The following is a 14,259-nucleotide window of genomic DNA, read 5'->3' as shown; positions in this document are numbered from 1 at the left end:
CCAACATGGGCTATTTCTCTTCGGATCGTACCATTCAGGAATACGCCGATGAGATTTGGAATATAAAGCCGGTGAAGTTGTAGAGCGGGAATAACGGTGGGACTTTCAGCTCCTCCCCCTTCGCAGGGGGAGGAGCTAACTAATTTAAGATGCCAGCGACAAATGTTTTTTCTGCTGTTTGTGTGTTTCCAGCCATTCGGCGACGCGCTGTTGCTGAGTTTTATCCAGCCACATACCGAGTTTTGTACGACGCCAGATAGCATCATCAAGCTGTGAAACCCACTCTTTTTCCACCAGATAACGCAGTTCCGCTTCGTAGAACCCGTGACCAAAATCTTCGCCCAGCGATTCCAGGCTGGTCGCGTCATTCAGGAACAGCTCCGTCTGGCTGCCGTAAGTCCGTGCATACCGGCGTGCCAGTGATTCCGGTAACCATTTGAAGCGGGTGCGCAGATTGGCGCTGTAGGTATCACGGTCACCGTTCAGTTTCCCGCCCGGCAATACGGCAGTTTTGGTCCACGCCGGACCGGCTTTCGGATAGTACTTCACCAGTTTTTCCAGCGCGTGTTCCGCCAGTTTACGGTAGGTGGTCAGCTTGCCGCCAAATACAGAAAGCAGCGGCGCTTTGCCGTCCTGATCGTGAACGTCGAGCGTGTAATCGCGGGTCACGGCTTGCGGTGAATCAGATTCGTCATCACACAGCGGACGCACGCCGGAATAAGTCCAGACGATGTCTTCGGTGGTCAGCTGTTTCTTAAAGTGGTCGTTATACACTTTCAGCAGATAACCGATTTCTTTATCGTCGATTTTCACGTCTTTCGGATCGCCGTGATATTCCACGTCGGTGGTGCCGATGATCGAGAATTCATCCATCCACGGGATCACAAACACAATACGGTGATCTTCGTTTTGCAGAATGTAGGCCTGCGGCTGATTGTGCGCACGTGGCACCACAATATGGCTGCCTTTGATCAGACGAATACCGTAAGGCGATTTCAGCTTCAGGCCGTCGTCGAAGAAGTGTTTTACCCACGGACCGGTAGCATTCACCAGACCTTTGGCGCGCCAGGTATAGGTTTTGCCGGTGTCGATATCTTCGGCTTCCACCATCCACATGCCGTCTTCACGCCATGCGCGGGTCACCCGGGTGCGGGTACGGACTTCGCCGCCACGCTCTTCCACTTCCTGAGCGTTGACGACCACTAAACGCGCGTCATCCACCCAGCAGTCTGAATATTCAAAACCTTTGGTCAGTTCGGGTTTCAGCACGGATTCACTGCCGAATTTCAGGCCCTTACTGGCCGGCAGGCTGGTGCGTTTGCCCAGATGGTCGTACAGGAACAGACCGGCGCGGATCATCCAGGCCGGACGCAAATGCGGCTGATGCGGTAAACGGAAACGCATCGGGAAAGCAATATGCGGCGCCATTTTCAACAGCACTTCACGTTCAGCCAGCGCTTCGCTGACCAGACGGAATTCGTAATGTTCCAGATAGCGCAGGCCACCGTGGATCAGTTTCGAACTGGCCGAAGAGGTCGCGCAGGCCAAGTCTTGCGCTTCAAGCAGCAGAACAGACAGCCCGCGGCCAGCTGCATCTACTGCGATGCCGGTACCATTAATACCGCCACCAATTACGATCAAGTCTTTGGTTTCCACGTCATCTTCCTCCAGATGTTCGCAATAGCTCTTTTATGTTCGTTTTCGCTCATGATTGTAATCGAGAATCGACAAACAAGCCAAGCGTTAACCAAATAAAAACAATTATGCGTGATGAAGGTAACATTTTTATGTCGGTTTCGAGCATAAAGGCAAAGAGGGAACGAAACCGAACGCGGTGAGGCGTGGAATTTTTCGAAATTGTTCGTTTGAAAGAGAAGAGAGGAGGGAGAAGAAAATCAGGAGCGCGGTATTCGCGCTCCTAAAAAAAACAACAATCAGCAGAGTTCGAGATGAACGTCGTATTTATCGATAATGCTTTTTACGCTGTCCGGCGGCTGTTTGTCGGTAAACATGTAGTGGATTAAATCCATTTTACCGAGGTTAACCATGGCGTTACGGCCAAATTTAGAATGGTCAGTGACCAGCATGACGCAGCGTGAGTTTTCGATAATCGCACGTTTGGTTCGCGCTTCGTGATAATCGAATTCGAGCAATGAGCCGTCCATATCAATGCCGCTGATGCCGAGAATGCCGTAATCGAGGCGGAACTGAGAGATGAAATCGAGCGTCGCTTCACCCATGATCCCGCCATCACGGGCGCGAACTTCGCCGCCGGCAAGGAACAGACGGCAGTCATCTTTCGCACTGTACAGCGTGGCGACATTCAGATTATTGGTGACGATACGCAGGTCTTTATGATTCAGCAGCGCATGTGCCACGGCTTCCGGCGTGGTGCCGATATCGATAAATAAAGTCGAACCGTCGGGGATCTGGCTGGCAACGCGCGCGGCAATCCGCGCTTTCGCTTCTGACCACATCACTTTACGGTCGTTATACGCCGCATTCACGGAACTCGACGGTAATGCCGCACCGCCGTGGTGACGGTGAATTTTATTCTGTTCTGCCAGGTCATTGAGATCACGGCGAATAGTTTGCGGGCTGACTGCAAAATGCTCCACCAGCTCTTCGGTACTGACATAACCCTGCTGGCGGACTAAATCGATAATCGCATCATGGCGTTGTGTTTGTTTCACCCGGATCCCCTACTTACTTTTTTTGTTGCGCGGAGTGCGCGTATCAACAAATGCCATCACCAGACCCAGACCCAGTCCAAAGGCGTGTGCGGCATTAGCCACGGCTGCGCCACCTGTGGCATAACCGATGAACATAAAGATCAGAGAAATAACCAGCAATCCGCCGGGCACGTACAAGCGGCTTTCCGGTTTCAGTTGCCCGGTCAGCCAGGCGTAACCCATCAGCGCGTACACCACGCCCGACAATCCGCCAAACCAGACGCCGCTGACCATCGACTGGCCCCAGCCGCTGATTAAGGCAGAAATCAGTGTGACAGTGAATAATTTGCCGCTGCCCAGATGCATCTCAATCTGGCTGGCCAGATACCACCACCAGGCGAGGTTAATCAGTAACGCGATAAACGAGAAATTCATCAGGGCAGGCGTGAACCAGCGCCACACCTGGAAGACGCGCGAACTGTCCGGCCACGCCAGCCAGCTCATCACTAATTCGTCACCCACCATTTGTTGCAGGATAAACACCGCCAGACATAACACAATCATGCCTATGGTCAGCGGGCCCGCGCGGGAGCGCAGACTTTTAAGAAACGGAGTGTGCGACATTTTTAAATGCGGCTGCGCTTTTCCGGTTTTCCAGCTGGCTTCCTGATAACGCGGGTGCAGCGGATCGCGGACAAACAACGCGACCTGTTTTTCGGCCTCTTCCAGACGGGATTCGTCTTCCAGCCAGAGCTGAACTTCCTGACTTTCAAGTTTTATGGTCAGTGTAAAACCCTGCGTTGCCATGTAATCGACAAACGCCTGAGCGAGACGGGGATTGTTCAGATTTAGAATGCGCACCATAGCGTTAAGCGGTTTCCCTAATTGTTTGACTGCGGTAATTCATTGTTATGTAGACAGGCGATAACGGTATCGCCCGATTATCTGTCAGCAGGCGTCTGGTTAACAGTGTCATGCTAACCTAAATGCTGACGACATCGCACTTTGCTCGCGTGCAGAGAGGCCAATTTTGCTGGCAATTGTTGGCCACTGCCTGACGATTTGCCGGCAGCGCCAGATGATATCCTGCGCATCGCTGTCTGAAATGCGAAAAACTGGCGCGACGGAAAGCGCTAAATCGAGATCCATCGCATTATCAGATTCGCTGATATTCAGTTTTAGTCCTGTGCTTTGTGCCACCGGATTCATGTCGTAGGCCGGTGCAAGACGCCATCCTTTTCCTGGTTCCAGCAGAAAGCCGTGATTACGCAGATGATCGTCGGTATTGGATACCAGTAAGTTGAAAACGATGCGCGACCAGAGTTCGCGTAAATCCTGATTGGGTTGTGCGCCCTGATTAATAAGTACCGCTGCCAGCTCAAGGTAGCTGACACCGGAAGAGGCGTCATCGCCATCCTGGTGGCCGGTCAGTGTCATGGCCGAGGCAAAATGTTTACGCTGACCCTCTGCCGTCCGGTCAAAACGCTTCACTAAAAAACAGTGGTGAGGATTGGCATAGCGGCGGGCAAGGCTTTCAGGCACATTCAGACCACAAGCTTTTGCCAGCGTATTGACCACCAGTTCCCAGGCGCCGATATCATATTCGTCATTAATGCTGGGGAATTTTGCTATCCAAAGATGACCATCTGGTGCGCTGACGCTGGCTTTCGGTCGGGCGCCGCCAAGCGATCCGCCCGGTGCAATCAGTAAACGTAACCATTTATCACCCGCGGCATCCTGATTTTCACTGTCCTTTTCCAGCGCCCGGCTGGCGGCTTCGAGTTCGCGAATCTGAATGAAAGGAGGAGCCGCGACATCATGACGGTCATCCAGAAAATTGCCTTCATCATTGAGCCGAAAACGCAGCGCGCCGATACGAAAATTGTCATGAACGCCCAGCAGGTAATCAGATTCATGCAGACGTTGAGTTGCAGGGGCCACGCCTGCGCGTTTTTCCCGTTCCAGCCGTCTTTTCATCAACAACCGTCCCCAGCGATCCGGACTGGTATCCGCGAAGGCACCAAAAATATCCTGCCCTTGTGCCGGATATTGGGGGCCAGTGAATAAACCTATCCGTGGATCAAGCTGAAGATTGGCAAAATCAGGATGCTCCAGCGCAGCCTGATCATATTCAAAGGCAAAAATTTCACGACCTGCGGCCTGATGCACATTGAGATAACCGATGCGCAAAGCTGCAGGGAGGGGGTTCCAGTCGGCATATACGGCAATCCTTACCGTCATTTCTTCGTCCTTTTAGGGGGTTTTTTACCGGTATCTTCACCCTCCTGAAGCAGTGACGCTAATGAACCGGCACTTAAAAAATCATCCCTGGCCCAGTCAGTTTCGGTATCCGTTTCCTCAGATTTTAAAGAAGGACTCTCTGAGGGCGCAGATGAAGGCGTCCGTTTTGAACGGGAATTGCGTGAGATGGGTTTACGGGGAATTAATGTGGCGTCCTGTAACTGGCGGCCGAACGGATCATCTTTGAGCAACAAATTGAGATCTTGTTCTACGCCCAGAACCTGCATTACCGCCAGACACGCACCGAGAGTGACGCCTGTGTTGCCGCGTTCAAGATTGCGCAATGTCATGGGAACCATACCTGCGCGTTCTGCGACCTGTGCTGCCGTCAGTTTGCGGCGCAGCCTCGCCAGACGAAGACGATCGCCAAATTCAGTTAATAGCGATTCAGTTGCCGGGAGCAAAGGTGACGTTTTACGGGGCATAGTAGCAGCCAATGTGAAGTGTAAACTGAAAGTATTATGGCGGTATATGCTAAATATCGCCATAATAATTACACTTTAGCATGCAGGAGATGTGATGCTCAGCGCGATTTCCGGGTCTTTTACAACCCTTCCAGTGCCTGTTGCAGGTCCGCAATCAGGTCTTCGGTGTCTTCAATACCGATACTGATGCGCACCAGTCCGTCGGTAATACCGCTCTGACGGCGGATTTCCGGCGCGACGGCGCTGTGCGTGGTAGACGCCGGATGGCAGGCCAGCGAATCGGTGTCTCCCAGAGAAACCGCCTGCGTGATGATGCTCAGCTTATCGAGGAAAGTTCGTGCCGCGTTCAGCCCGCCTTTCAGCTCAATGGCCATAATCCCGCCAAACAGTTTCATTTGTTTCGACGCCGTAGCGTGTCCCGGATGCTGTTTCAGTCCCGGATAAAACACGGTGTCTACTGCACTGTGCCCGTCAAGGAATTCCGCGACTGCCTGCGCGCTCAGAGAACTGGCCTCGACGCGCAGCGGCAAGGTTTTCAGTCCGCGGATCAGCAAACTGGCTTCGAACGGACTCAGATTTCCGCCGAACTGTTTCAGGCCGAGGGTACGGATTGGCGTGATCAACGCCGCAGGACCGGCCACCACACCGCCGGTCGCATCGCCATGACCGCCGATGTATTTGGTCGCGGAATGCAGAACGATATCAATGCCCAGTTCCAGCGGGCGCGTCAGGTACGGCGTGGCAAAGGTATTATCTGCCACACTGACTGCACCGGCGGCTTTGGCAAGGCGGGCAATTTCTGCCAGATCGGCGATATCCAGCCCCGGGTTAGCCGGTGTTTCCACCAGCACCACTTTGGTATTTTTGGTGAATGCCGCTTCCAGTTCGTTCACATTCGTGACGTGAACCGGTTTGATGCCATAACGCGGCAACAGGTTGCGCACCACACCTTCGGTGCCGCCGTACAGCGTGCCGATATGAATGATTTCATCGCCGGGAACCAGCAGGGCAAACAATGTGGCGCTGATCGCCGCCATACCACTTGCGCAGGCCACGGCGGTTTCTGCGCCTTCGAGTGCCGCCAGTTTCTGTTCGAAAACGGCCACCGTCGGATTGGCGAAACGGCTGTAAATATAGCCGGGCTCTTCACCGCTGAAACGACGTGCGCCGCTGTCAAAGTCCGGGTACGAAAATGCCGATGCGGCGGTGATGGGTGTCGCAATCGCGCCGGTCAGGGCATCAGGCTGCTGTCCGCCATGAACGGCGAGCGTACGCATCCCTAAAGAACGTGAAGTGTTCAGATGTTTCATCTTGGAATCCTGTCGATAGTAGGCAGAAATTATATCAACACTGGAGAAAGGTAGCTTTTTCAGCTTAAGAACATTTTCGGCGCAAACTCATTAGCCTGGTTATAAAGACCTGGGTTAAAACGACCCGGTTTATAAAGAGCCAGTTAATAAAGACTATAGCCTGCGCCGGAGGCAAATAAAGGTGGGATCAGGCTTCGATATCTTGCGGGAAGGTTTTTGACCAGGCTTCGAAACCGCCGTCAACGCTGTACACCGACTCGAAACCCTGAGAAATCAGGAATTGCGCGGCGCCACGGCTGCTGATGCCGTGATAGCACATCACCAGTACCGGCGTTTTGGCATCGGCCTGCTGAATAAAGGCGGGCAGGCTGTCATTGCTCAGGTGATAAGCGCCCGGGGCATGTGCTGCGCCGAAGCTTTGCGGGTCGCGGATATCGACCATCACGGCGTCGCCTGAAGTCAGGCGGGTATGCGCTTGTTCAACGCTGATTGCTTCAAATTGTTCCATTCTGGTCGTGCCTCATAAAAGGTTATGCCGCTATTCTACCCAATAATTGCGCGACTAAGACCAGACGAAAAGCAGGGTTAAGCATTAAACGAGCATCACCTGCACACCTTTCTGGCGTAATTGTTCGATGATTTCACTGTTGGCTTCTTTGCCGGTGATGAGCACATCGATTTGCTCGGTGCGGCTGAACAGCATACCTGCACGTTGGCCGATTTTGCTGCTGTCGACCAGTGCCGCCAGTTTTCCGACATAATTCAGCATCTTCTGCTCGGCCATCGCCGTCAGCATGTCGGTTTTATACAGGCCGTCAGTGGTCAGTCCTGCGCCGCTGGTGAACATCCAGTGCCCGGCATACAGGCTGGCGTCGCCGTCCTGTGGCGCTAAGGTAATTGACTGACTTTTATTGTACTGACCGCCCATGATCACCACGCTGTCGTGTTCCTGCTCGATCAGATAATTGGCCAGCGGCAGATAATTGGTGATGACCTGAATATCTTTTCCGCACATTTCGCGCCCCAGTAAAAACGCCGTCGACCCGCAGTTAATCACCACACTTTCACCCGGCTGGCACAGTCCGGCAGCCGCTTTGGCGATGCGCATTTTCTCATTGAGATTGTGCGTCTGATGGATGTTCAGCGGCGTCCAGTTCTGACGCGGCTGATTCACGGCTTCCGCACCGTTACGCACTTTACGCAGTTTGCCCAGTTCGTTGAGCTTGGTGATGTCACGACGCGCCGTAGCGGGTGAAATATCAAACTGATCAATCACATCAGCGACGGAAATCTGCCCCTGACGTTGCAGCAGATCGAGAATAGCATTGTGGCGTTGTGGCTCAGTCATGGTGGCTCCGGGCAAAATCGTTAAATGATTATTCCATGATTATAAACGAGCAGTAATGCGAAATGCATTGTTTATGAAGGCGCAAATTAATCGACCTCAATCAATACCCTAAATAATTCGAGTTGCAGCAAGGCGACAATCTCAGGAAGCCCCGGGAGCTTAGTTAACTAAGTGACCGGGGGGAGTGAGCGCAGTCAACGCATCTGCAACTTGAAGTATGACGGGTATTTATAAGAAGGATTTAAACGGCAGGTCGGTTTCTGTCGTAAAGCAGTCGTCAAAGCCACGCGGATAATGATATTCGAAATTATCCTTATCATCCGGATAGGTGAATTTGCCGCCAACCTGCCAGATAAACGGTTTGAAGCCGTATTTCAGGCGATCTTTTTTCATCTCCCACAGCACCCGGATTTCCTGCGGATCGGCCTGGAAATTCGACCAGATATCGTGATGGAACGGAATAACGACTTTGGTGTTCAGTGATTCCGCCATGCGCAGCATATCCACGCTGGTCATTTTGTCGGTCACGCCGCGCGGGTTCTCGCCATAAGAGCCGAGCGCCACGTCAATCTGATACTCGTTGCCGTGTTTGGCGTAATAGTTGGAATAGTGTGAATCGCCGCTGTGATACAGGTTTCCGCCCGGCGTTTTGAACAGATAATTCACCGCACGCTGATCCATCATATCCGGCAATACGCCGGCGGCTTTCTGATCCGCGGGCAGGGTAATCAGCACCGTGCGGTCGAAGGAATCCAGTGCGTGAATTTCCACGTCTTTGATCCGTACCACTTTGCCCGGTGTCATCACGATACAGCGGCTGGCAGGCACGCCCCAGCTCATCCACAAATCCACGCAGGTTTGCGGGCCGATGAACGGGACTTCAGAAGAACAGTTTTGCATTACAGCGGCGGCCACGTTCACATCGATATGATCGTTATGATCGTGAGTGGACAACACCGCGTCGATCTCCCTGATCGCAAAGGGATCGAGAACGAACGGCGTGGTGCGCAGATTCGGCTGGAGCTTCTTCACACCGGCCATGCGCTGCATCTGGTGGCCGGTTTTCATCAGCGGACTGCTGTGATTCTGCTTGCCCACGCCGCACCATAAATCGACGCAGATATTGGCGCCGCCCTCAGACTTCAGCCAGATCCCCGTACAGCCCAGCCACCACATGGCGAAGGTGCCCGGCGCGACTTTTTCCTGCTCGATTTCTTCGTTTAACCAGGTGCCCCATTCCGGAAAAGTGCTGAGGATCCAGGACTCGCGGCTGATCGTTTCTACTTTGCTCATGGTATTCCCTCATCTGAGTTGGCTTTGAAATAGAGTCACAATAAATCATTTAATGATTATATGTGATTTGTTTGTGAGAAAGTTATCATCGAAAACTCATCATGACAATGGTTTTCAGGATGTGTTTCTCAGCGGGAATAGCGACGGGATTGGATGAAGATGTAAGGATTTAGCGAGATATCCGTTATTTTCAAAATGATTATAGTATTGAAATAAATAGTAAATATAAGAATTTTCATTGCGGTGGCAATGACACGTCATGACGATATCTTGCGAGACTGCTCACAAATAATCATTATGAATCTTTATCTGATTCGATGTGAGCATTAGAGTGCATCTGTCCCTCACTGTTTAGCGCGGAGTTTGCTATACAAACGTGCTGAAGAGATCAAACAAGGTCAGACGGAGAGTCTTATGGAATTCCTCTACACCATCTTCACCGTATTTTTTAATCAGGTTATGACCAACGCGCCGTTGCTGTTGGGGCTTGTGACCATGCTCGGTTACATCCTGCTCAGGAAGAGCGCGACGGTGATCATCAAGGGCACCATCAAAACCATTATCGGCTTTATGTTACTGCAGGCAGGATCCGGCATTCTGACCGGTACCTTTAAACCGGTGGTGGCAAAACTTTCAGAAGTGTATGGCATTAACGGCGCAATATCAGACACCTATGCGTCGATGATGGCCACGGTTGAGCGCATGGGCGAGGCCTACAGCTGGGTCGGATATGCGGTGCTGATCGCGCTGGCGCTGAATATTCTGATGGTGGTGTTCCGCCGCATTACCGGCATTCGCACCATCATGCTGACCGGCCACATTATGTTTCAGCAGGCGGGGCTGATTGCGGTGTTCTTCTTCATCATGGGATACCCGATGTGGACGACCATCTGGTCAACCGCAATTCTGGTGTCGCTGTACTGGGGCATCACCTCGAACATGATGTACAAACCGACGCAGGCCGTGACCGAAAACAGCGGCTTCTCGATTGGTCATCAGCAGCAATTTGCCTCGTGGATTGCCTGTAAGGTCGCGCCCTATCTCGGTAAAAAAGAAGACAGCGTTGAAAACCTTAAATTGCCGGGCTGGCTGAATATCTTCCACGACAATATCGTCTCTACGGCCATCGTGATGACCGTATTCTTCGGCATTATTCTGTGCTCCTTTGGCCTCGATACCCTGCAACAGATGGCCGGAAAAACTCACTGGACGATTTACATCCTGCAAACCGGTCTGATGTTTGCGGTGGCGATTTTCATCATCATTCAGGGCGTGCGCATGTTCGTCGCTGAGTTGACGGAAGCCTTTAACGGCATCTCCCAGCGCTTAATTCCCGGTGCCGTTCTGGCCATCGACTGCGCGGCTATCTACAGCTTTGCGCCGAACGCCGTGGTCTGGGGCTTTATGTGGGGCACCATCGGCCAGCTGATTGCCGTCGCCATTCTGTTTGGCATGGGCTCTTCCATCATGATCATTCCCGGCTTCATCCCGATGTTCTTCTCAAACGCCACCATCGGCGTGTTTGCCAACCACTTCGGTGGCTGGCGCGCGGCGCTAAAAATCTGTCTGGTGATGGGGATGATCGAAATCTTCGGCTGCGTCTGGGCCATCAAACTCACCGGTCTGAGCGCCTGGATGGGCATGGCCGACTGGTCAATTCTGGCCCCACCAATGATGCAAGGCTTCTTCAGCCTCGGCATGGCCTTTATGGGGATCATTGCGGTCATCGCCTTGCTTTACATGTTCTTCGCCGGTCGCACCTTGCGCGCTGAAGAAGATGCTGAAAAACAAACGCTTAATCAGTCCGTTTCTCACTAATGACTTCTCATAAATGATTTATCAGCAAACAAAGAGGTTCTCATGACAGTACGAATTCTGGCGGTATGCGGTTGCGGGCAGGGCAGTTCGATGATCATGAAGATGAAAATCGGCCAGTTCCTGACCCAGGAAGGCGTGGATCACACCATGAACAGCTGCGCGGTGGGGGAATACAAATCTGAGCTGAGCGGCGCCGACATTATTGTCGCCTCCACACACGTGGCGGATGAAATCACCGTCAGTGGCAACAAATACGTGGTCGGCGTGCGCAACATGCTGTCGGCAGCAGACTTCGGTCCGAAAGTGATGGAAGTGATTAACGCGCACTTTTCCGCTGACCTGAAAAAGTAAGGAGCGATGTATGAAACTGCGAGATTCGCTGGCTGAAAACAACTCGATTCGCCTTAACGCAGAAGCAGAAACCTGGCAGGACGCCGTGAAAATTGGCGTCGATATGCTGGTGGAAGCCGGTGTGGTCGAGCCGCGTTATTACCAGGCGATTCTGGATGGCGTGAAACAGTTCGGGCCGTATTTCGTGATTGCGCCGGGTCTGGCGATGCCGCATGGCCGCCCGGAAGAAGGGGTTCTCAAAACCGGTTTTGCGCTGGTGACACTGAAAACGCCGCTGGTGTTCAATCATGATGATAACGATCCGGTGGATATCCTCATTACGCTGGCGGCGGTGGATGCCAATGCACATCAGGAAGTGGGCATCATGCAGGTGGTGAACCTGTTTGATGATGAAGCCAATTTTGACCGCCTGCGCGCCTGCACCACCGCGCAACAGGTGCTGGATTTGATCGACCTGACCTCCGCCACGGCGGTTCCCTAATTCATTATCAGAGAAGGAATTCACTATGACTCATTCATTACCGATGTTGCAGGTGGCGCTGGATAACCAGTCGATGGACGACGCCTACAAAACCACGCGCCTGATCGCCAGTGAAGTCGACATTATCGAAGTCGGCACCATTTTGTGTGTCGCAGAAGGTGTGCGCGCGGTGCGTGACCTGAAAGCGCTGTATCCGGAAAAAATCGTGCTGGCCGATGCCAAAATCGCTGACGCCGGAAAAATACTCTCGCGCATGTGTTTTGAAGCCAATGCCGACTGGGTAACGGTGATTTGCTGCGCCGACATCAACACCACCAAAGGCGCGCTGGAAGTGGCGAAGGAATTCAACGGTGATGTGCAGATTGAACTGACCGGCTACTGGACGTGGGAACAGGCGCAGGAATGGCATGACGCCGGTATCCAGCAGGTGGTTTATCACCGCAGCCGTGACGCACAGGCCGCCGGTGTGGCATGGAGCGATGCCGATATCACCGCAATCAAACGCCTTTCCGGCATGGGCTTTAAAGTGACGATCACAGGCGGTCTGGCGCTGGAAGATTTGCCGCTGTTTAAAAACATTCCGGTTCACGTATTTATTGCCGGGCGCAGTATCCGCGATGCCAAAGATCCGGTTGAAGCGGCGCGTCAGTTCAAAAAATCCATCCGCCAGCTCTGGGGCTAAGGAACATCAGATGATGCACAAAGCCGTTCCCCTCGGTATCTATGAAAAAGCCCTGCCTGCGGGCGAAGACTGGCTGGCGCGCCTGACCATGGCGAAAGAGCTGGGCTTCGATTTCGTTGAGATGTCGGTGGATGAAACCGACCACCGGCTGGCGCGGCTTGACTGGTCACGTGAGCAGCGTTTGCAAGTCGTCGATGCGATTTCGCGTACCGGCATCCGTATTCCGTCGATGTGCCTGAGCGCACACCGGCGGTTCCCGCTCGGCGCAGAAGACGATGAAACCCGCAATCACGGGCTGGAAATTATGCGTAAAGCCATCGTACTGGCACAGGATTTGGGCATCCGCGTGATCCAGCTCGCCGGTTATGACGTCTGGTACCAGCAGGCCAACGATCATACCCGCGAGCGTTTTCGCGATGGCTTGCAGGAGTCCGTCGAAATGGCCAGTCGCGCGCAGGTGACGCTGGCGATGGAAATCATGGATTACCCGCTGATGAACTCGATCAGCAAAGCGCTCGGCTACACGCATTACCTGAACAATCCGTGGTTCCAGCTTTATCCTGACATTGGCAATTTATCGGCGTGGGACAACGACGTGCAGATGGAACTGGCGAGCGGCGCAGGGCACATCGTCGCCGTGCATATTAAAGACACGCAGCCCGGCGTATTCAAAAACGTGCCGTTTGGCAGCGGCGTGGTGGAGTTCGAGCGCTGCTTTGAAACCCTGCAAAAAAGCGGCTATCGCGGGCCGTATCTGATCGAAATGTGGAGCGAAACTGCCGCCGACCCGATACAGGAAGTGCGCAATGCCCGCGCCTGGGTGGTGGATAAAATGCAAAGAGCCGGGCTGAACATGGAGGAAATGGCATGACGGACGCACTGAAACAACGTGTATTTGAAGCCAACATGGCGCTGCCGGCTTTTGGTCTGGTGACGTTCACATGGGGAAATGTCAGCGGCATTGACCGCGAGCGCGGGCTGGTGGTCATCAAACCGAGCGGCGTGGAATACGAGACAATGCAGGTCAGCGACATGGTCGTGCTGAACCTGCAAGGCGAGGTTGTGGAAGGGCATTACAAACCGTCCTCCGACACCGCCACGCATCTCGAACTTTACGCCCGTTTCCCGCAGCTTGGTGGCATCGTGCATACCCATTCGACTTATGCGACGTCATGGGCGCAGGCCGGATTGGCGATCCCCCCGCTCGGCACCACGCACGCGGATTATTTTGCCGGAGCCATTCCCTGCACGCGGCCGTTGTCGCGCCACGAAGTGAACGGGGAATATGAACTTGAAACTGGCAAAGTGATCGCCGCTGCGCTGACCGGTACCGACCCGCTGCATATGCCCGGCATTCTGGTCGCGCAGCACGGTCCGTTCTGCTGGGGAACCACGCCTGAACAGGCAGTACACAACGCCGTGGTGCTGGAAGAAGTCGCGAAAATGGCGTGGATCACCGGTTCCATCCGCCGTAACCAAACTCCGATGGATGATTACCTGCTGCAAAAACATTTCAGCCGAAAGCATGGGCCGGATGCGTATTACGGGCAGAAATAATCGCTATTGAGATGCCATTAA

At 53.3% G+C, this 14,259-nt stretch carries 16 protein-coding genes; 7 read left to right on the top strand and 9 right to left on the bottom strand.

The window, feature by feature from the left end; translation table 11 throughout:
• A partial coding sequence (locus UC15_RS26310; RefSeq protein WP_157961037.1) for a glycogen/starch/alpha-glucan phosphorylase occupies positions 1-83 on the top strand: 83 nt, incomplete at its 5' end.
• A gap of 61 nt (positions 84-144) precedes the next feature.
• Here UC15_RS26310 and glpD read toward each other — a convergent pair.
• From glpD to ulaG, 9 genes are all read right to left on the bottom strand, one after another.
• Positions 145-1,656 (bottom strand): glycerol-3-phosphate dehydrogenase, encoded by a 1,512-nt coding sequence (gene glpD / locus UC15_RS25195; protein WP_112291928.1) that lies wholly within the window; start codon positions 1,654-1,656, stop codon positions 145-147.
• Positions 1,657-1,934: 278 nt separating this feature from the next.
• A complete protein-coding gene (locus UC15_RS25190) occupies positions 1,935-2,693 on the bottom strand; it encodes a DeoR/GlpR family transcriptional regulator (protein ID WP_112291926.1) in 759 nt (252 codons plus the stop codon).
• 9 nt (positions 2,694-2,702) lie between these two features.
• Positions 2,703-3,536, bottom strand: a complete 834-nt coding sequence (gene glpG / locus UC15_RS25185; RefSeq protein ID WP_112291924.1) for a rhomboid family intramembrane serine protease GlpG — start codon at positions 3,534-3,536, stop codon at positions 2,703-2,705.
• 108 nt (positions 3,537-3,644) lie between these two features.
• A complete protein-coding gene (locus UC15_RS25180; RefSeq protein ID WP_112291923.1) occupies positions 3,645-4,913 on the bottom strand; it encodes a type II toxin-antitoxin system HipA family toxin in 1,269 nt (422 codons plus the stop codon).
• Positions 4,910-5,398, bottom strand: a complete 489-nt coding sequence (locus tag UC15_RS25175; protein WP_112291921.1) for a helix-turn-helix transcriptional regulator — start codon at positions 5,396-5,398, stop codon at positions 4,910-4,912. Before UC15_RS25175 ends, UC15_RS25180 begins: the two co-directional genes overlap by 4 nt.
• A gap of 119 nt (positions 5,399-5,517) precedes the next feature.
• Positions 5,518-6,708: a PLP-dependent aspartate aminotransferase family protein gene (locus UC15_RS25170; RefSeq protein WP_112291919.1), complete on the bottom strand. Its 1,191-nt coding sequence runs from the start codon at positions 6,706-6,708 to the stop codon at positions 5,518-5,520.
• A 187-nt stretch (positions 6,709-6,895) separates the two neighbouring features.
• On the bottom strand, positions 6,896-7,216 hold the full coding sequence (gene glpE / locus UC15_RS25165; RefSeq protein WP_112291918.1) for a thiosulfate sulfurtransferase GlpE: 321 nt from the start codon (positions 7,214-7,216) through the stop codon (positions 6,896-6,898).
• An 84-nt stretch (positions 7,217-7,300) separates the two neighbouring features.
• Positions 7,301-8,056 carry an HTH-type transcriptional regulator UlaR gene (gene ulaR / locus UC15_RS25160; protein WP_112291916.1) on the bottom strand — a complete coding sequence of 252 codons (756 nt, stop codon included), beginning with the start codon at positions 8,054-8,056 and terminating at the stop codon, positions 7,301-7,303.
• A gap of 228 nt (positions 8,057-8,284) precedes the next feature.
• Complete coding sequence (gene ulaG, locus UC15_RS25155; protein ID WP_112291914.1) at positions 8,285-9,349, bottom strand: L-ascorbate 6-phosphate lactonase; 1,065 nt, start codon at positions 9,347-9,349, stop codon at positions 8,285-8,287.
• A gap of 414 nt (positions 9,350-9,763) precedes the next feature.
• On the opposite strand from ulaG, the gene ulaA reads away from it, so the two are divergent.
• The 6 genes from ulaA to UC15_RS25125 are packed head-to-tail and all read left to right on the top strand — an operon-like array spanning position 9,764 to position 14,238.
• Positions 9,764-11,167 (top strand): PTS ascorbate transporter subunit IIC, encoded by a 1,404-nt coding sequence (gene ulaA, locus UC15_RS25150; protein WP_112291912.1) that lies wholly within the window; start codon positions 9,764-9,766, stop codon positions 11,165-11,167.
• 42 nt (positions 11,168-11,209) lie between these two features.
• Positions 11,210-11,518, top strand: coding sequence for a PTS ascorbate transporter subunit IIB (ulaB, locus tag UC15_RS25145; RefSeq protein WP_013573565.1), 309 nt, complete (start codon positions 11,210-11,212; stop codon positions 11,516-11,518).
• A 10-nt stretch (positions 11,519-11,528) separates the two neighbouring features.
• Positions 11,529-11,999: a PTS ascorbate transporter subunit IIA gene (ulaC, locus tag UC15_RS25140; RefSeq protein WP_112291910.1), complete on the top strand. Its 471-nt coding sequence runs from the start codon at positions 11,529-11,531 to the stop codon at positions 11,997-11,999.
• Between the two features lie 25 nt (positions 12,000-12,024).
• Complete coding sequence (locus tag UC15_RS25135; protein ID WP_112291908.1) at positions 12,025-12,681, top strand: 3-keto-L-gulonate-6-phosphate decarboxylase UlaD; 657 nt, start codon at positions 12,025-12,027, stop codon at positions 12,679-12,681.
• A 10-nt stretch (positions 12,682-12,691) separates the two neighbouring features.
• Positions 12,692-13,552: an L-ribulose-5-phosphate 3-epimerase gene (locus UC15_RS25130; RefSeq protein WP_112291906.1), complete on the top strand. Its 861-nt coding sequence runs from the start codon at positions 12,692-12,694 to the stop codon at positions 13,550-13,552.
• Positions 13,549-14,238, top strand: a complete 690-nt coding sequence (locus UC15_RS25125) for an L-ribulose-5-phosphate 4-epimerase (protein WP_112291904.1) — start codon at positions 13,549-13,551, stop codon at positions 14,236-14,238. The genes UC15_RS25130 and UC15_RS25125 overlap by 4 nt, the downstream gene beginning before the upstream one ends.
• Positions 14,239-14,259 lie beyond the last annotated feature (21 nt).

Origin of the sequence: Rahnella sp. AN3-3W3, assembly GCF_003263545.1 — a bacterium.
GTDB lineage: Bacteria > Pseudomonadota > Gammaproteobacteria > Enterobacterales > Enterobacteriaceae > Rahnella > Rahnella variigena.
This window is presented reverse-complemented; position numbering and strand designations above follow the sequence as displayed.